Source organism: Rhodococcus sp. WB1, from assembly GCF_001700945.1.
GTDB classification, from domain to species: Bacteria; Actinomycetota; Actinomycetes; order Mycobacteriales; family Mycobacteriaceae; genus Rhodococcus; species Rhodococcus aetherivorans.
On record NZ_CP015529.1, the window covers coordinates 2562839 to 2579401 of the forward strand.

General features: G+C 73.7%; 18 protein-coding genes and 2 tRNA genes. 11 read left to right on the forward strand and 9 right to left on the reverse strand.

What is annotated here, in order from left to right:
- Positions 1–40: 40 nt before the first annotated feature.
- Genes mshC through A4U64_RS11235 form a run of 5 tightly spaced genes read right to left on the reverse strand, consistent with a single transcriptional unit; the run spans position 41 to position 4351 of the window.
- Complete coding sequence (gene mshC / locus A4U64_RS11215) at positions 41–1282, reverse strand: cysteine--1-D-myo-inosityl 2-amino-2-deoxy-alpha-D-glucopyranoside ligase (RefSeq protein WP_029543703.1); 1242 nt, start codon at positions 1280–1282, stop codon at positions 41–43.
- 51 nt (positions 1283–1333) lie between these two features.
- The gene (locus A4U64_RS11220; RefSeq protein WP_050035239.1) at positions 1334–2137 is read right to left on the reverse strand and encodes an SCO1664 family protein; all 804 of its coding nucleotides are present in this window, start codon (positions 2135–2137) and stop codon (positions 1334–1336) included.
- Positions 2138–2141: 4 nt separating this feature from the next.
- Positions 2142–2726 carry a DUF3090 domain-containing protein gene (locus A4U64_RS11225; protein WP_006939363.1) on the reverse strand — a complete coding sequence of 195 codons (585 nt, stop codon included), beginning with the start codon at positions 2724–2726 and terminating at the stop codon, positions 2142–2144.
- Positions 2727–2768: 42 nt separating this feature from the next.
- Positions 2769–3449 carry a histidine phosphatase family protein gene (locus tag A4U64_RS11230; RefSeq protein WP_006939362.1) on the reverse strand — a complete coding sequence of 227 codons (681 nt, stop codon included), beginning with the start codon at positions 3447–3449 and terminating at the stop codon, positions 2769–2771.
- Positions 3450–3505: 56 nt separating this feature from the next.
- Positions 3506–4351, reverse strand: a complete 846-nt coding sequence (locus A4U64_RS11235; protein WP_170914091.1) for an undecaprenyl-diphosphate phosphatase — start codon at positions 4349–4351, stop codon at positions 3506–3508.
- A 191-nt stretch (positions 4352–4542) separates the two neighbouring features.
- On the opposite strand from A4U64_RS11235, the gene A4U64_RS11240 reads away from it, so the two are divergent.
- From A4U64_RS11240 to A4U64_RS11260, 5 genes are all read left to right on the forward strand, one after another.
- Positions 4543–5481 carry an aldo/keto reductase gene (locus tag A4U64_RS11240; RefSeq protein ID WP_029543698.1) on the forward strand — a complete coding sequence of 313 codons (939 nt, stop codon included), beginning with the start codon at positions 4543–4545 and terminating at the stop codon, positions 5479–5481.
- 108 nt (positions 5482–5589) lie between these two features.
- Complete coding sequence (locus A4U64_RS11245; RefSeq protein WP_065922565.1) at positions 5590–6264, forward strand: biliverdin-producing heme oxygenase; 675 nt, start codon at positions 5590–5592, stop codon at positions 6262–6264.
- Positions 6261–7271, forward strand: a complete 1011-nt coding sequence (locus A4U64_RS11250; RefSeq protein ID WP_006939356.1) for a heme/hemin ABC transporter substrate-binding protein — start codon at positions 6261–6263, stop codon at positions 7269–7271. The genes A4U64_RS11245 and A4U64_RS11250 overlap by 4 nt, the downstream gene beginning before the upstream one ends.
- Positions 7268–8347 carry a FecCD family ABC transporter permease gene (locus tag A4U64_RS11255; protein ID WP_006939355.1) on the forward strand — a complete coding sequence of 360 codons (1080 nt, stop codon included), beginning with the start codon at positions 7268–7270 and terminating at the stop codon, positions 8345–8347. Before A4U64_RS11250 ends, A4U64_RS11255 begins: the two co-directional genes overlap by 4 nt.
- A complete protein-coding gene (locus A4U64_RS11260; protein WP_072635255.1) occupies positions 8344–9246 on the forward strand; it encodes a heme ABC transporter ATP-binding protein in 903 nt (300 codons plus the stop codon). Before A4U64_RS11255 ends, A4U64_RS11260 begins: the two co-directional genes overlap by 4 nt.
- Here the strand turns inward: A4U64_RS11260 and A4U64_RS11265 are convergent.
- On the reverse strand, positions 9199–9546 hold the full coding sequence (locus tag A4U64_RS11265) for a hypothetical protein (RefSeq protein WP_006939351.1): 348 nt from the start codon (positions 9544–9546) through the stop codon (positions 9199–9201). The two genes, A4U64_RS11260 and A4U64_RS11265, sit on opposite strands and share 48 nt — an antisense overlap.
- A gap of 138 nt (positions 9547–9684) precedes the next feature.
- Here A4U64_RS11265 and A4U64_RS11270 point away from each other — a divergent pair, with 138 nt between their 5' ends.
- The 3 genes from A4U64_RS11270 to A4U64_RS11280 are packed head-to-tail and all read left to right on the forward strand — an operon-like array spanning position 9685 to position 12067.
- Positions 9685–10695, forward strand: coding sequence for a lipoprotein (locus tag A4U64_RS11270; protein ID WP_043798797.1), 1011 nt, complete (start codon positions 9685–9687; stop codon positions 10693–10695).
- The gene (locus tag A4U64_RS11275; RefSeq protein WP_006939347.1) at positions 10695–10955 is read left to right on the forward strand and encodes a DUF5703 family protein; all 261 of its coding nucleotides are present in this window, start codon (positions 10695–10697) and stop codon (positions 10953–10955) included. Before A4U64_RS11270 ends, A4U64_RS11275 begins: the two co-directional genes overlap by 1 nt.
- Positions 10956–10996: 41 nt before the next feature.
- Complete coding sequence (locus A4U64_RS11280) at positions 10997–12067, forward strand: quinone-dependent dihydroorotate dehydrogenase (protein WP_006939345.1); 1071 nt, start codon at positions 10997–10999, stop codon at positions 12065–12067.
- Positions 12068–12177: 110 nt separating this feature from the next.
- Here the strand turns inward: A4U64_RS11280 and A4U64_RS11285 are convergent, their stop codons facing one another.
- Both A4U64_RS11285 and A4U64_RS11290 read right to left on the reverse strand, forming a co-directional pair.
- Positions 12178–12711 carry a YbhB/YbcL family Raf kinase inhibitor-like protein gene (locus tag A4U64_RS11285; RefSeq protein ID WP_006939343.1) on the reverse strand — a complete coding sequence of 178 codons (534 nt, stop codon included), beginning with the start codon at positions 12709–12711 and terminating at the stop codon, positions 12178–12180.
- 29 nt (positions 12712–12740) lie between these two features.
- Positions 12741–14102: a M20/M25/M40 family metallo-hydrolase gene (locus A4U64_RS11290; protein WP_006939341.1), complete on the reverse strand. Its 1362-nt coding sequence runs from the start codon at positions 14100–14102 to the stop codon at positions 12741–12743.
- A gap of 113 nt (positions 14103–14215) precedes the next feature.
- Between A4U64_RS11290 and A4U64_RS11295 the strand changes: the two genes are divergently transcribed.
- Positions 14216–14301: transfer RNA gene (locus A4U64_RS11295), tRNA-Leu, on the forward strand.
- 225 nt (positions 14302–14526) lie between these two features.
- A tRNA-Leu gene (locus tag A4U64_RS11300) sits at positions 14527–14612 on the forward strand.
- A gap of 76 nt (positions 14613–14688) precedes the next feature.
- On the opposite strand, the gene A4U64_RS11305 is transcribed toward A4U64_RS11300, so the two are convergent.
- Complete coding sequence (locus A4U64_RS11305) at positions 14689–14913, reverse strand: PLDc N-terminal domain-containing protein (protein WP_065922566.1); 225 nt, start codon at positions 14911–14913, stop codon at positions 14689–14691.
- A 146-nt stretch (positions 14914–15059) separates the two neighbouring features.
- Between A4U64_RS11305 and A4U64_RS11310 the strand changes: the two genes are divergently transcribed.
- A complete protein-coding gene (locus A4U64_RS11310) occupies positions 15060–16502 on the forward strand; it encodes an SDR family oxidoreductase (RefSeq protein WP_006939337.1) in 1443 nt (480 codons plus the stop codon).
- Positions 16503–16563 lie beyond the last annotated feature (61 nt).

Genomic DNA, 16563 nt, shown 5'->3' on the forward strand with positions numbered 1-16563 from the left:
TCGGCGTGTCGCGACGAGATGTGCACACTCGAAATGCGTTCTATCGCAGCGGGATGCCGAGCAGGGCGTCGACGGCGTCCGCGAACGCGGCGGGTGCCGACGGGTCGTCGCCACCGCGCTCGACCGCGAACTTCGCCCACGCATCCAGTGCGTCGAGGGCCTTGGGCGTGTCGAGGTCGTCGGCGAGGTGCTGGCGCAGCCGGGCGACGGTGTCGTCGACCGAAGCCGCGGACGGCAGCGCCGCGGCGTCGCGCCACAGGGCGAGGCGGGCCTGGGCGTCGGCGAGGACCTGATCGGTCCAGGCGCGGTCGGTGCGGTAGTGCCCGGCGAGCAGGCCCAGACGGAGGGCGGCGGGGTCGACGCCCTGGCCGCGGAGCTTGGAGACGAACACGAGGTTGCCGCGGGACTTGGACATCTTCTCGCCGTCGAGGCCGATCATCCCGGTGTGCACGTAGTGCCGGGCGAAGCGGCGGTCGCCGGTGACTGCCTCGGCGTGGGCAGCGGAGAATTCGTGGTGGGGGAAGATCAGGTCGCTGCCGCCGCCCTGGACGTCGAAGCCGCTGCCGATGCGGTTGAGGGCGATGGCGGCGCATTCGATGTGCCAGCCGGGGCGGCCGTCGCCGAACGGGGACGGCCAGGCCGGTTCGCCGGGCCGCTGCGCGCGCCAGAGCAGGGCGTCGAGCGGGTCGCGCTTGCCGGGCCGGTCGGGGTCGCCGCCGCGTTCGGCGAAGAAGTGCTCCATGGTGGCGCGGTCGTAGCCGGATTCGTAGCCGAACTGCTCGGTGGCGTCGGCGCGGAAGTACACGTCGGGGTATTCGGCGTCGTCGACGATGTACGCGGCGCCGGAGGCGACGAGTTTCTCGACCAGTTCGACGACCTCGCCGACGGATTCGACGGCGCCGATGTAGTCGCGGGGCGGCAGGACGCGCAGCGCCTCCATGTCCTCGCGGAACAGGGCGGTCTCGCGCATGCCGAGGACGATCCAGTCTTCGCCGTCGCGGGCGGCCCGTTCGAACAGCGGGTCGTCGACGTCGGTGACGTTCTGGACGTAGTGCACGTCGTGGCCGGCGTCGCGCCACACGCGGTGGACCAGGTCGAAGGCGAGGTAGGTGGCGGCGTGACCGAGGTGGGTGGCGTCGTAGGGGGTGATGCCGCAGACGTACATCGTGGCCGTGGGGCCCGGGGTGACGGGGCGGACCGCGCGATCGGCGGTGTCGTACAGCCGGAGCGGGGGGCCCTGACCGGGGACGGACGGGAGCGCGATGTCGGACCATGACAGCATGCGCACGAGCCTAGTAGAGGGCGCGGGCGGCTCCGGACGGAGGCCGGGTCCTCAGAACGCCGGCCAGGGGATGCGCCGCTCTCCGACCGGGCGGGGCATGACGGGGCGGCGGAGCAGGGCGCCGACGCGGCCCCGCAGGGCGGCGACCTCGCCGGCGGTGATGTGGGTGCCCAGCCGCTGCCCGAGTTCGCCGTCGAGTTCGCGGGCGAGTTTGTCCAGGTCGACGAGCAGCGACGGGTCGACCTGGCTGCCGGCCCAGCCCCACAGCACGGTGCGCAGCTTGTTCTCCCGATGCAGGCAGATGCCGTGGTCGACGCCGTACACGCCGCCGTCGACGCCCTCGAGGGCGTGCCCGCCCTTGCGGTCGGCGTTGTTGAGGATCACGTCGAGCACGGCCATGCGCTGCAGTCGCGGGTCGTCGGCGTGGACGAGGACGACGTCGGTGCCGTCGAGGTCGCGGGCGCGCAGGACGGGCAGCCAGCCGGGCGGGACGGCGTCGATCGGGCACAGGTCGACCAGGTCGAGGCGGCCGGGCGGGTCGGCGGGGTCGGGGGTGTCGATCCACCGCTGCACCATGCCGGTCCCGAAGGGTCCCTCGCGCAGCACGGTGGTGGGGATGACGCCCCAGCCGAGGGCCTCGGAGACGAGGTAGGAGGCCACCTCCCGGCCGGCGAGGGTGCCGTCGGGGAAGTCCCACAGGGGCCGTTCGCCGCGGACGGGCTTGTACACGCAGCGCACGGTGGTCGCGTCGAGGGTGGCGTCGCACACCAGGGTGGCGTTGCTGGCGTGCACGACGCGGCCGACCACGGTGAGTTCGCCGTCGGTGAGCACGGTGCGGACGTCGGGGCTGCCCACCGGCTCAGGTCTCCTCGCCGAGCCAGGCGGCGGGATCGAAGCCCTCGGTGCGCAGGTACCCGTTGGTGCGTACGCAGATGTGGCCGCCGCCGACCGGTTCGCCGCACAGCGGGCACGGGGTGCGGCCGGCGGCGACGACGAGTTCGGACCGGGCGGCGAATTCGCGGGCCTGCTGGGGGGTGAGGAAGACGCGGACCGCGTCCGGGCCCTCCTCGGCGTCGTCGAGGACGACGGACTCGTCGACTTCGGTCTCGGTGACGGCGAGCAGCTCGACGACGACGTTGCCGCTGTCGGCGTCCCAGCCCAGGCCCATGGTCCCGACGCGGAACTCCGCGTCGATGGGGGTGACGAGCGGACTGATGTCGACGTCCGCGTCCTCGGGCAGGTCCGTGCCGAAGCGGCGGTGCACCTCCTCGAGCAGCAGGCCCATGCGGTCGGCGAGGATCTGCACCTGCTGCTTCTCGAGCATCACGCTCACCACCCGGGAGGCGTGCACGGCCTGCAGATAGAACACCCGGTCGCCGGGTTCACCGACGGTGCCGGCGACGAACCGGTCCGGGGTCCGGAAGACATGTATCGCGCGGGCCATCGCACCTCCTCGTTGTCGAATCCATCCGGTGTCGCTCTCCCATTATCCGCCGCGGGGACCGACCTCCCCGCCCGGCACGGGCGCCGGTTGCGCCGGCGGCGCGAGCCCGGACAGGTCCGAGCCGGTGTCGTTGACGCGCAGCACGAACGGGCGGGTCTCGGTGTAGCGGACGACGCTGAGGGAGGCGGGCTCGGCGACGATGCGCTGATAGCCGTCGAGGTGCGTGCCGAGCGCGTCGGCGAGGACGGCCTTGATGACGTCGCCGTGGGTGCAGGCGATCCAGACGACGTCGCCGCCGTGGGCGGCGGCGAGGCGGCCGTCGTGTTCGCGGACGGCGGTGACGGCGCGGGCCTGGACCTGTGCGAGGCCTTCGCCGTCGGGGAACACCGCGGCGGACGCGTGCTGCTGGACCACCTTCCACAGCGGTTCTTTCAGCAGGTCACCGAGTTCGCGGCCGGTCCACTGCCCGTAGTCCACCTCGACGAGGCGGTCGTCGACGAGGGGGGTCAGGCCGCGGTCGGCGGCGAGGGGGGTCACCGTCTGGCGGCAGCGCAGCAGCGGCGAGTGCACGATCTCGGCGATGGTGAGGCCGGCGAGCCGGTCGACGAGGCCCTTGGCCTGGATGTGGCCCATCTCGTCGAGTTCGACGCCGGGGGTGCGGCCGGCGAGGACCCGGGAGGTGTTCGCCGTCGAGCGCCCGTGCCGCAGCAGGATGACCGTCATGAAGCCAGCCTAATGGGCCGGGCGCCCGACGAGCGGGCCCGGCGTGGGTCCCGGGGTCAGGTGGCCGAGATGGTGCCGGTGGCGAGCAGGGCCAGGACGACGGCGCCGAGGGCGATGCGGTAGCCGACGAACCAGTACATCGAGTGGTTGACGACGAACCGGAGCAACCAGGCGATCGAGGCGTAGCCGACGGCGAATGCGACGGCGGTGGCGACGAACAGCTGGGCGCCGGAGGCGTTGAGGCCTTCCCCGGCGGGTTCGAACGCGTCCGGGAGGCTGAACAGGCCGGAGGCGACGACGGCGGGGATGGCGAGCAGGAACGAGTACCGGGCGGCGGCCTCGCGGGTCAGGCCGAGGAACAGGCCGGCGCTGATGGTGCCGCCGGAGCGGGACACCCCGGGGATCAGGGCCAGCGCCTGCGCGCTGCCCATGAGGATGCCGTCGCGGAGGGTGAGTTCGTCGAGCTTGCGGGTCTTGCGGCCGTAGCGTTCGGCGGCGGCGATGACGAGGGCGAACACGATGAGCATGGTGGCGATGAGCCACAGGTTGCGGGCGCCGGTGCGGATCTGGTCCTTGAACAGGAATCCGAGGACGCCGACGGGGATGGTGCCGACGATCACGTACCAGCCCATGCGGTAGTCGAGGTCGCTGCGGTGTTCGCGGTGGGCGAGGCCACGGAACCACGCGGCGACGATGCGGACGATGTCCTTGCCGAAGAAGACCAGGACGGCCGCCTCGGTGCCGAGCTGGGTGACGGCGGTGAAGGACGCGCCGGCGTCGGTGCCGAAGAAGATCTCCGAGACGATCCGCAGGTGGCCGGAGGACGAGATCGGGAGGAACTCGGTCAGACCCTGCACGAGGCCGAGGACGAGGGTCTGGAGCCAGGTCATGGATTCGCCGATCACGCGGCGACCTCCGGGTGATCGTGGGGACGGTCGCCGGGGGTGGGGTCGATTTTCACCTGGGCGAGGGTACGCGGCGCGGCGGAACGGTTTTCGCGGCCTCGCGGCACTAGGGTGCTGGGTCAGGGGCGGCGGTCGCGGCTGCGGCGGATCGGCCCCGTCGGTCGGATGGTCACGAGGCGCGGGCGGATATGGAACACAGAACGGTGGGTGCGAGCGGGCTGCGGGTCTCGCGGCTCGGTCTGGGCACCCTGAGCTGGGGACGCGGCACGGACGGGGACGAGGCGGCGGCGCAGCTGTCGGCGTTCGTCGACGCCGGCGGCACCCTGGTCGACACGTCCCCCGCCTACGGCGACGGGGTGGCACAGCGGATCCTGGCGGAGCTGCTCGACGACGTGGTGCCGCGGGATCAGCTGGTGGTGTCCGGCAGCTCGGGCATCGACACCTCGAAGGTCGGGGCGGGCCGGGTGGACTGTTCCCGTGCGGGCCTGCTCACGCAGCTGGACCGCACGTTGCGGGAGCTGGGCACCGACCACCTGGACCTGTGGCAGGTGGCGACGTGGGATCCGCGGACGCCGGTCGACGAGGTCGCGGCGGCGCTGGAGTTCGCGGTGACCAGCGGCCGGGCCCGGTACGTGGGGGTGCGTGGGTACCTGGGCTGGCAGCTGGCGACGGCCGCGGCGGTGGCGACGCGCCACGCGCCGCTGGTGGCGACGCAGGTGGAGTACTCGCTGCTCGCGCGCGGGGTCGAGGAGGAGCTGATCCCGGCGGCCCTGCACCACGGGGTGGGGGTGTTCGCGGCGGTGCCGCTGGCGGGCGGGGTGTTGACGGGCAAGTACCGCGACGGCATCCCGGCGGACTCGCGCGGCGCCGACGACGTGCACACCGAGGAGGTGCGCAGCTATCTGACCGAGCCGGCGGCGCGGGTGGTCGAGGCGGTGGCGACGGCCGCGGACGGGCTCGGGACGTCGCCGCTGGCGGTGGCGCTGGCGTGGGTGCGGGACCGGCCGGCGGTGGCGTCCACGGTGGTCGGCGCGCGGGATCTGGCGCAGCTGACCGGGGTGCTGGTGGCCGAGGAGCTGGAGTTGCCGGCCGCGATCGCGGCCGCGCTCGACGACGTCAGTGCGTGACCTCGGACACGTCGCCCCCCGGATCCGCCGCCGGGTCAGGTTAGCCTGTCTTCTAGGTCGGCGTGGGTGCGCCGACGGTGGACGTCGGGCACGAGGAGGAACCGGTCGATGACCGCGATCGAGGTCACGGGGTTCGCGGAACGGCTCCGGCGCGAGACGGCGCAGGCGCACAGCGACACCGAGAACGCGCAGTTCGTCACCGAACTGCTGGCCGGGCGGCTCACCCGGGAGGGCTACGCGGCGCTGCTCGCCCAGTCGTGGTTCGTCTACGAGGCGCTCGAGCGGGTGGGCCGGGGCCACGCCGGCGACCCGATCGCCGGGCCCTTCCTGGACGACGCGTTGCTGCGCACCCCGGCGCTCGAGGCGGATCTGGCGTTCCTGCTCGGCCCGCGGTGGCGGGAGACGATCGCGCCGCTGCCCGCGGCCGAGCGGTACGTCGCGCGGCTCGAGCGGGTGGCCGCGGCGCGGCCGGAGGTGTTCCTGGCCCACCACTACCTGCGGTATCTGGGGGACCTGTCCGGCGGCCAGATCATCCGGCGCATGCTCGAGCGGGCCTACGGGTTCGACCGGGACGGGCTGCGGTTCTACATCTTCGACGACATTCCCAAGCCCAAACCGTTCAAGGACGCCTACCGGGCGAAGCTGGACGCGGCGCCGCTCGACGAGGTGCAGCAGCGCACGGTGATCGACGAGGCCAACCTCGTGTTCGGGCTCAACGGCGACCTGTTCGCCGACCTGGCCGCCGACCTCGATCGGTACCGCACGACCCCTCCCCTGCCATGACGCGGCGCGGCCTCTTCGCGTTCCTCGCCGCGGCGCTCGCGCTCGTCGCGCTCGTCGCCGGCTGTTCGGCCGCCCCGACCGGGGGTGCCGGGACCGGGGCGCGCACCGCGGTGGTGGACGACCCGAACCCGCGGCCGATCACCGAGGCTCCCGCCCCGGCGCTGCCGGTGACGGTCCGCAGCGTCGACGGCGCCGAGGTCACCGTCACCGACGTCGCCCGCATCGTCACCGCCGACCGGTCGGGCACCCTCGCGCAGACCGTGTTCGCCCTCGGTCTCGGGGACCGGCTGGTGGGGCGGTCGACGGCGGGTTTCCCCGCCGTCGAGCAGGTGCCCAATGTCACCCCCGGTGGGCACGGGCTCTCGGCCGAGGCGATCCTGGCCCTGGCCCCGACGGTGGTGCTGACCGACACGTCGGTCGGCCCGCTGGCGGTGCAGGAGCAGCTTCGGGCCGCGGGCGTGCCGGTGGTGTTCGTCGACCCGCGCCGCACGCTGGCGACGGTCGGCGAGCAGATCCGTTTCGTGGCCCGGGCCCTCGGCGTGCCCGCGGCGGGTGAGGCCCTGGCCCAGCGCACCGACGACGAGATCGCCGCGGCCCGCGCGGCCGTGCCGGACGACGGCGACCGCCCGACCGTGGCGTTCCTGTACCTGCGCGGGTCGGCGATCAAGATGCTCGGCGGTCCCGGGTCGGGCGCCGACGCGCTCGTCGAGGCCCTCGGTGGCCGAGACGCGGGCACCGTCGCCGGCTTGACCTCCGAGTTCACCCCGATCACCAGCGAGGCGATGATCGCGTCCGCCCCCGATGTGATCTTGATCATGACCGAGAGCCTCGCCTCCGTCGGCGGACCCGCGGGGCTCGCCCAGCTGCCCGGCGTCGCGCAGACCCCCGCCGGGCGCGACGGCAACGTCGTCGACATGGCCGACTCGGTGCTGCTGAGCTTCGGCCCGGACACCGGGCGGGTGCTCGCCGCGCTCGCCGCTGCGCTCTACCCCGCCGCGCCGGCATGAGCGCCGTCGACACCGCCGCGCCCGCCCGGCTGCCCGCCGCGCACCGCGGCCGGACCGCCGCGGTGGTCGCGGGCCTGACGGTCGCGCTGCTGGTGCTGGCGGTGCTCTCGGCGTGCCTCGGGCAGGTGCCCACGTCGCCGGCCGAGGTGATCGGCAGCGTGCTGCACCGCGCCGGGCTCGACCTGGGGCCGCTGCCCGCCCACCCGGCCGGGGAGGTCACGCTGTGGGAGGTGCGGTTCCCGCGGGTGGTGCTGGCCGTCCTGGTCGGCGCGTCGCTGGGCTGCGCGGGGGCCCTGTTGCAGGGGGTGTTCGCCAACCCGCTGGCCGAGCCCGGCGTGATCGGCGTGTCCGCGGGCGCCGCCGTCGGCGCGTGCGCCGCGATCGTGCTCGGCGGCGCGTTCACCGCCGGATGGGCCCTGGCCGGCGCCGCGTTCGCCACCGGTCTGCTGACCACGAGCCTGGTGTACGTGCTCTCGCGTTCCGAGGGCCGCACCGAGGTGGTGACGGTCATCCTCACCGGCGTGGCGGTCAACGCGTTCGCCGGCGGCCTGATCGCCCTGTTCACCTTCGTCGCCACCCCCGCCGCCCGCGACCAGATCGTCTTCTGGCAGCTCGGCAGCCTGGGCGGGGCCACGTGGGACGTCGTGGCGGTGGTCGCGCCGCTGGCGCTGGGCGGGATCGCGGCGGCCGTCGTGCTCGCCCCGAAGCTGGACCTGCTCGCCCTCGGCGAGCACGTCGCGCGGCATCTCGGTGTCGACGTCGAACGGGTGCGGCAGGCCGCCATCGTGATCGTCGCCGTGCTGGTGTGCTCCGGGGTCGCGTTCACCGGCATCATCCTGTTCGTCGGCCTCGTGGTGCCGCACCTGATGCGGATCGCGCTCGGGCCCGCGCACCGCGTGCTGATCCCCGCCGCCGCGCTGTGCGGCGCGGTGGTGCTGCTGGCCGCGGACCTCGGCGCCCGCACCCTGGTGGAGAACGCGGACCTGCCGCTGGGCATGCTGACCTCGCTGGTCGGCGGCCCGGTGTTCTTCTGGATGCTGCGCCGCACCCGGGCGCGCCAGGGAGGCTGGGCGTGAGCCCGCGCCTGCCGTGGCCGGACCGGCACGTACCGGCCCGTGCCGGCCGCGGCGCGGTGACGCTGCGCGCCGCCGGGGTGCGGGTCCGCCGCGGGGACCGCGTCGTCCTCGACGGCGTCGACCTTGAGGTGCGGGTCGGGGAGGTGCTCGCGCTCGTCGGCCCCAACGGCGCCGGCAAGTCCACCCTGCTGGCCGCGCTCGCCGGCGACCATCCCGTCGCCGCGGGCCGCGTGGCGGTCGGCGACCGCCCGCTGGCGGAGTTCTCGGCCGCCGCCCTGGCACGTCGACGGGCGGTGCTGCCGCAGCAGCACGCCGTCGGCTTCGCGTTCACCGCGCTGGAGGTGGTGCGGATGGGTCGCGCGGCGTGGGCGCGCACCGGGCGCAGCCGGGACGACGACGCCCTGGTGGCAGCCGCGCTGACCGAGGCCGACGTCACGCACCTGGCGCACCGGCCGTTCCCCGCGCTCTCCGGCGGCGAACGGGCCCGGGTGGCGCTGGCGCGGGTACTGGCCCAGGACACCGAGACGCTGCTGCTCGACGAGCCCACCGCCGCGCTCGATCTGGGCCATCAGGAGACGGTGATGCAGGTGGTGCGGGCCCGCGCCGACGCGGGCACCGCCGTCGTGGTGGTGCTGCACGACCTGGACCTGGCCGCGGCGTACGCCGACCGGATCTGCGTGCTCGAACGGGGCCGCGTCGCCGCCGACGGCCCGCCCGCGCAGGTGCTGACCGGCGAGCTGCTCACCCGCGTGTACGACTACCCGGTGCGGGTCCACGCCCATCCCGAGACCGGCGCACCGCTGGTGCTGCCGCACCGGCCGCCGCGGCACCGCGAGGCGGGTGCGGCGGGGTCAGCGGCCCGGCAGCAGCCCGAGCACGCGGTCGAGCAGCGTCGGTGACCGGCACGGCCGGGCGCGCGCGACGGTGTCCCGCACCGCCGCCACCACGCTGCGTTCGTCGGCGAGGTCGATCTCCGCGACCGACGCCCGGGCCCGGGCGATCACGTCCGCCGCGGTGGGGACGGCGACACGGCCCGCGGGCCGGTACACCTCCACCCGCAGCGTCTTGCGGCGCACCCGGAACGAGAACGGCTGTCCCTCGTCGGTGCGACCGAACCCGTGCGCGTGGACGCCCGGGCTGACGTATTCGACGGCGAAGCCGTCGGCAGGCACGTCGGCCGAGCCGGTGGGCCAGGTCACATCGGTCTCCTCGCGGGGTGGAGGGCGGGCGAGGCGCCTGCGGCGGCGCCGCGGCGATCAGGAACACTGGGGGTCGGGTGCGGGGCCGGCGACGGTGCCGCCCCGGACCGACCGTGGACGAGTACGAGGAGCGAGACGATGGGCAGACCGGCAGCACGTGGCGCCGCCGCGGCGGTGGGGTTCGCGTTGGCGCTGGTCACCGGGTGTTCCTCCTCGAACAGCGGCGACAACCTGCCCACCATCGACGCGGCCACGCCGGCCGTGGCTCCGGCGCCGGCCGTCCCGCCGGCGGGAACGGTGCAGGCGCTGGGCCGTGCCGTCGACGCCCTCACCGTCGATCCTGGCACGAGTACGGTCGCCGCGCTCACCGACGACGGGTCGCGGCTGCTGCTGCTCGGGGCCGCCGATCCGGCCGCGACGCCCCGCGAGGTCGCGCTGCCGGCCGCGGCGGTGACCGTGGTTCCCGGGGCCGACGGCGAGGTCCTGGCCCCCGGTCCCGGAGTCGTCGCGCGGGTGGATGTGCGGGCGGGCACCGTCGCCGAGGTGCCGGTCGACGGCGACGCCCGCGCCGCGGCCGTGCTGGCGGACGGCCGCCTCGCCGTGGGCACCGCCGACGGTGTCACCCACGTCGTCGACCCGGCGTCGGGTGCGACGCAGACCGTCCCCGGCCTGGCCTCGGTCGACGCGCTCGCCGCCGTGGGCACGTCGCTCGCCGCCCTGGACCGTCGCCAGACCTCGCTGACCGAGGTCGACGTCGCCGACGGTGATCTGGGGCTGGCGTTGCGCGCCGGGGAGGGCGCCACGCAGCTGACCACCGATCCGTTCGGCCGGGTGCTGGTGACCGACACCCGCGGCGGGGAACTGCACGTGTACACCCTCGACCCGCTGGTGCTGCGCCAGCGTTACCCGGTGCCGAACGCCCCGTACGGCGTCGCCTACGACACCGCGAACGATCTCGTGTGGGTCACCTCGACCGGCAGCAACGAGGTCATCGGCTACGATCTGTCGACCGGGATTCCGCAGGAGCGGGGCCGGTACGCGACGGTGCGGCAACCGAACTCGGTGGCGGTCGACGCCACCGACGCGGTCCTGGTGATCGGGTCCGCGACCGGGGACGGACTGCAGCGGATCCCGATCGGGGGTGTGTGATGGCAGGGGCACGCGAGGTGGGCGGCCGGTGGACCCGGCTGCCGGTGGGCTGGGACACCAGCAACGACGAGTACGAGTACGTGCCGCTGCGGCTGCCGCGCGACGTGTCCCGGGTCAGCGCGTCGCTGCGGCTCGCCATCCAGGCCGAGTTCCACGGCTGGGAGCTGACGCGGGTGCGGCTGTATCCCGACGGCAGCCGCCGGGTGCTGCTGCGCCGCCGCAAGACCGGCCACCACGTTCCCGAACCCACCGTTCGTTGACGCCGACCCCGGGCACCGCCCGGGCCTGCAGGGAGTGTTACGTGTATCGCTTGTTCCTTCGACTGCTGTTCCTGCTGCCGCCGGAGCGGATCCACCACATCGCGTTCACGGCGATGCGGCTCGCGACCCGGGTCCCGCCGCTGCGGGCGCTGATCGCGAAGGTCCTCGTCGTCGACGATCCGGTGCTGCGCAACACGGTGTTCGGGGTGACGTTCCCGGCCCCGCTCGGTCTTGCGGCCGGCTTCGACAAGGACGCCGCCGGGGTGAACGCCTGGGGCCCCCTCGGCTTCGGGTTCGCCGAGATCGGCACCGTCACCGCCCAGGCGCAGCCCGGCAACCCGGCGCCCCGGCTGTTCCGTCTGCCCGCGGACCGGGCGCTGATCAACCGGATGGGCTTCAACAACCACGGGGCCGGGGAGGCCGCGAACCGCCTGCGCACCCGCGTGCACACGGTCCCCATCGGCGCGAACATCGGCAAGACCAAGATCGTCGCGCCCGGGGACGCTGCCGACGACTACACCGCCAGCGCGCGGCTGCTCGGCCCGCTCGCCGACTTCCTCGTCGTCAACGTCTCCTCCCCCAACACGCCCGGGCTGCGGGACCTGCAGGCGGTCGAGTCGCTGCGGCCGCTGCTCGCGGCGGTGCTGGACACCGTGCACGTGCCGGTCCTGGTGAAGATCGCCCCCGACCTGTCCGACGACGACATCGACGCGGTGGCCGACCTCGCCGTCGAGCTCGGGCTGGCGGGCATCGTCGCCACCAACACCACCATCCGGCGGGACGGGCTGCGCACCGATCCGGCCCGGATCGCGGAGATCGGCGCCGGCGGCCTGTCCGGTCCGCCGGTCGCGGAGCGCTCGCTCGAGGTGCTGCGCCGGCTGCACGCGCGGGTCGGTGACCGGCTGGTGCTGATCTCGGTCGGCGGCGTCGAGACCGCCGAGCAGGCGTGGGAGCGGATCCTCGCCGGCGCGTCGCTGGTGCAGGGCTACACCGGTTTCATCTACGGCGGCCCGTTCTGGGCGCGCCGCATCCACAAGGGCCTCGCCCGCAAGGTGCGGGCCGCGGGCTTCGGTTCGGTCGCCGAGGCGGTCGGCGCGGACGCCCGCGTCTGATCCGCCGAGCCCGGCTCGGCGGGCCGGGACACGCCCGTCCGGACAGGCACACCCGTCCGGACGGGTGTGCCTGTCCGATTCCGGTGCGGAGGCGATCCGCGGAACGCGGTCTACTGCTCGAACGTGCCGTGCAGCGTCGCGCGCGCGATCGCGTGCGAGAACACGTTGAAGCCGAGGAACGCGGGCGTCGAGCCGGTGCCCACCCCGTCGAGCTTGTCCACGTCGAGGGCGTGCACGGCCACGATGTAGCGGTGCGGGCCGTGCCCGGCCGGCGGGGCCGCGCCGAGGAAGCGGTGCAGGCCGCCGTCGTTCTTCAGGGTGACCGCGCCCTCGGGCAGGCCGGAGCCGGTGTCGTCGCCGGCGCCGGCGGGCAGCGACGTCACCGAGGCCGGGATGTTCGCCACCGCCCAGTGCCAGAACCCGGACGCGGTCGGCGCGTCGGGGTCGAACACGGTGACGACGAAGCTCTTGGTCTCGGGGGGAAAGCCCGACCACGACAGCTGCGGGGAGATGTCCTGCCCGCCGGGAACCCCGAAGATCCCGCTGGCCTGTGCCGGCTTCAGCGGCCGACCGTCGGTGATGTCCTCGCTGGTGAGCTCGAACGTGGGCAGGTCGGGCAGCGGCGCGTACGGGTCGTGGGCCATACCGGTCCTTTCTCTGGGTGCTGGTGTGCTCAGGCGTGCAGCAGGAAGTGTTCCATGACGCGGGTGCCGAAACGCAGCGCGTCGACCGGGACACGCTCGTCCACCCCGTGGAACAGCGCGGCGAAATCCAGCTCCGGGGGCAACTGCAGCGGGGCGAACCCGAAGCAGCGGATGCCGAGCTTGGCGAAGGCCTTCGCGTCGGTGCCGCCGGAGAGCATGTAGGGCACGGTCCGGCCGAGGGGATCGTGGGCGAGGATCGCCGCGTTCATCGCCTCGACGAGGTCGCCGTCGAATGTGGTCTCGTACGAGTCGAGGTCGGTGATCCACTCGCGGGTGACGTCCGGGCCGATCAGTTCGTCGACGGTGCGTTCGAACTCGGCGCGCCGGCCCGGCAGGATGCGGCAGTCGACGACGGCCTGCGCCGTCTGGGGAATGACGTTCGCCTTGTACCCGGCGTCGAGCATGGTGGGGTTGGCGGTGTCGCGCAGGGTGGCGCCGACGATGCGGGCGATGGACCCGAGTTTGGCGAGGGTGCCGTCGAGGTCGGGCGAGGCTGGATCGAAGTCGAGTCCGGTCTCCTCGGCGACGGCGGCGAGGAACTCGGCGACGGAGTCGGTCAGCACGAGCGGGAAGGTGTGGGTGCCGAGCCGGGCGACGGCCCGGGCGAGGGCGGTGACGGCGTTGTCCTCGTGCAGGAACGAGCCGTGGCCGGCGCGGCCCTTGGCGGTCAGCCGCATCCAGCCGAGGCCCTTCTCGGCGGTCTCGACGAGGTAGAGGCGGCGCTCCCCGCCGTCCCGGCGCGGCACGGTCAGGGAGAATCCGCCGACCTCGCCGACGGCCTCGGTGATGCCGTCGAACAGGTCGGGGCGGTGCCGCACGAGCCAGTGGCTGCCGTAGGTGCCGCCGGCCTCCTCGTCGGCGAGGAACGCGAAGACCAGGTCGCGCGGCGGCACGATGTTCTCGGCCTTGAATCGGCGGGCGACGGCCAGCATCATCCCGACCATGTCCTTCATGTCGACCGCGCCGCGACCCCAGACGTAGCCGTTCTCGACGGCGCCGGAGAAGGGGTGCACGCTCCAGTCGGCCGGTTCGGCGGGGACCACGTCGAGGTGCCCGTGCAGCAGCAGTGCGCCCCGGGACGGGTCGGCACCCGGCAGGCGGGCGAACACGTTGCCCCGGCCGGGAGCCCCGGATTCGACGTATTCGGTGGTGTAGCCGACCTCCTCGAGCCGCGCCGCCACCCACATCGCGCAGTCCCGTTCGCCGCGGGTGGTGGCGAGGTCTCCGGTGTTGGAGGTGTCGAAGCGGATCAGCTGCGACACCAGGTCGACGACTTCGGCCTCGGCGCGGGATCCGCCGGCCGGCTGGGCGGGATTCGATGTTGTGGACACGGTCCCCTGTCTACCATCGATCTCGGCAAACACGCAGGTGGGCGGGGCGATTTGGGCGCCGCGACGCGGTGGGTTACTCTTTCACAGCGCCCGCGGAAGTGGGAGCGGAGCAGGTCCGAGTGGCGGAATGGCAGACGCGCTAGCTTGAGGTGCTAGTGTCCTATTAACGGACGTGGGGGTTCAAGTCCCCCCTCGGACACTCTGAGTTGAGACAGACGGCGAAGGCCCCGAACCGATCAGGTTCGGGGCCTTCGCCGTTGCGGCGCCGCGCGGCCGTCCGTCGGGCCCGGCGGCGCGCACCGCCGGAGCGTTCCCCCCGGACGCCGGGGGCGGCCGGACGCGGGCCGCTGACCAGCGGATTGGGACCGCGCGCCCGGGTGGGTTACGCTGAAACGGCACCCGCGGGAGCGGGGAGCATCAGCATGTCCGAGTGGCGGAATGGCAGACGCGCTAGCTTGAGGTGCTAGTGTCCTATTAACGGACGTGGGGGTTCAAGTCCCCCCTCGGACACTCCGAGTCGAGACAGACGGCGAAGGCCCCGAACCGATCAGGTTCGGGGCCTTCGCCGTTGCGGCGCCGGAGCCGTTCAGCCGATCCGGCCGCGGCGGAAGTACGCGATCGGACCGATCCAGTTCACGGCGATCATCGCAGCCCACTTCGCCTTGCTGCCCGCAACCTTGTCCGCCGGGCGCCGCGCCAGATCGATCCATGCCGTCGCCGCGAGCGAGAGCTGCACGCAGGCGAGCGTGAGAACGAGCGTCTGCTGCCGCGGGGACAGGTCGCGGAACTTGGGGCGGCGCCGTGCGGTCATCGTCGTCTCCTGGGGTCGGGGATCCTTCCGGCCCGAGCCTGCCAGGTTTCGGGCGCCGTGGGCAGGGCCACAGGTCCCGCGGGGTCGGCCCCGCGCGCACCGCCGGATACCATCGGTCGGTACCGCACCACACGACGAACAGGCCCATGACTTCGCACACCGACGCGTCGGGCATCGACCCGGCCGACCTCGCCACCTGCCTCCGCGTCCTGTCCCTCGTGGACGAGCTCGACGCCGACCATCCGGATTCGGTGACGGTGCAGCGCGCCGTCGGGAGCATGTTCAAGAAGCTCAAGCAGTTGCGCCGCAACGAGACCCGCCGGGCCAAGGTCGCCGCGGACCGGCAGGTGCTCGCGGCGACGGCGACCGGATCGCCCACCCGCATCGACGACGAGACGGCCGGGATCGCGCTGAGCTCGAACGCACCGGGGGCGAGCGCGGGCACCCTGATCCGGCCGCGGGGCTGCTACGTGTGCAAGGACAAGTACACCCGGGTCGATGCGTTCTACCACCAGCTGTGTCCGCGCTGCGCCGCGGAGAACCACGCGAAACGGGACGCCCGTACCGATCTGACGGGACGGCGGGCGCTGCTCACCGGCGGCCGCGCCAAGATCGGCATGTACATCGCGTTGCGGCTGCTGCGGGACGGCGCCCACCTGACGATCACGACCCGCTTCCCGAACGACGCGATCCGCCGCTTCGCCGCCATGGACGACAGCCCCGACTGGCTGCACCGGCTGCGGATCGTCGGCATCGACCTGCGCGACCCCGCCCAGGTGGTGGCGCTCGCGGACGACGTGGCCGCGCAGGGCCCGCTGGACATCCTCGTCAACAACGCCGCGCAGACCGTGCGCCGCTCCCCCGGCGCGTACTCCGCCCTCGCCGAGTCCGAGTCCGGCCCGTTGCCGGCGGGTCCGTTGCCGGAGGTGCTCACCTTCGGCAAGCCCTCGGACGCCCATCCGGCCGCGCTGGCCGGGTCGCTGCCGTCCGAGCTGACCGCCGAGTCGCTCACCTCGCTCGCGCTGGTCGCCGGGTCGGCGACTCCCGCACGGATCGCTGCCGGGGTCGCGGTCGACGCCGGCGGCCTGCTGCCCGACCTGGTGCACACCAACAGCTGGGTGCAGACGGTCGGCGAGGTCGAGCCGCTCGAACTGCTCGAGGTGCAGTTGTGCAACTCCGTGGCCCCGTTCATCCTGGTCAATCGCCTGCGACCGGCCCTGGCGGCGTCCCCGGCCCGCCGCACGTACGTGGTGAACGTCTCGGCGATGGAGGGGCAGTTCGGCGGGCGCCGGTACAAGGGCGCCGGGCACCCGCACACCAACATGGCCAAGGCCGCGCTGAACATGCTCACCCGCACCAGCGCCGAGGACCTGCGCGCCGACGGGATCCTCATGACCGCCGTCGACACCGGCTGGATCACCGACGAACGGCCCCACCACACGAAGCTGCGCCTGGCCGACGAGGGCTTCCACGCCCCGCTCGACCTCGTCGACGGGGCGGCCCGCGTGTACGACCCGATCGTGCAGGGCGAGGCCGGGGTGGACCTGTACGGCTGCTTCCTCAAGGACTACCGCCCGGCCCCGTGGTGAGCGCGCCGGCACCCGGCAGCTGAGATCCATCCGACACGTCCCCGCAGGTGGAGACCAGTTC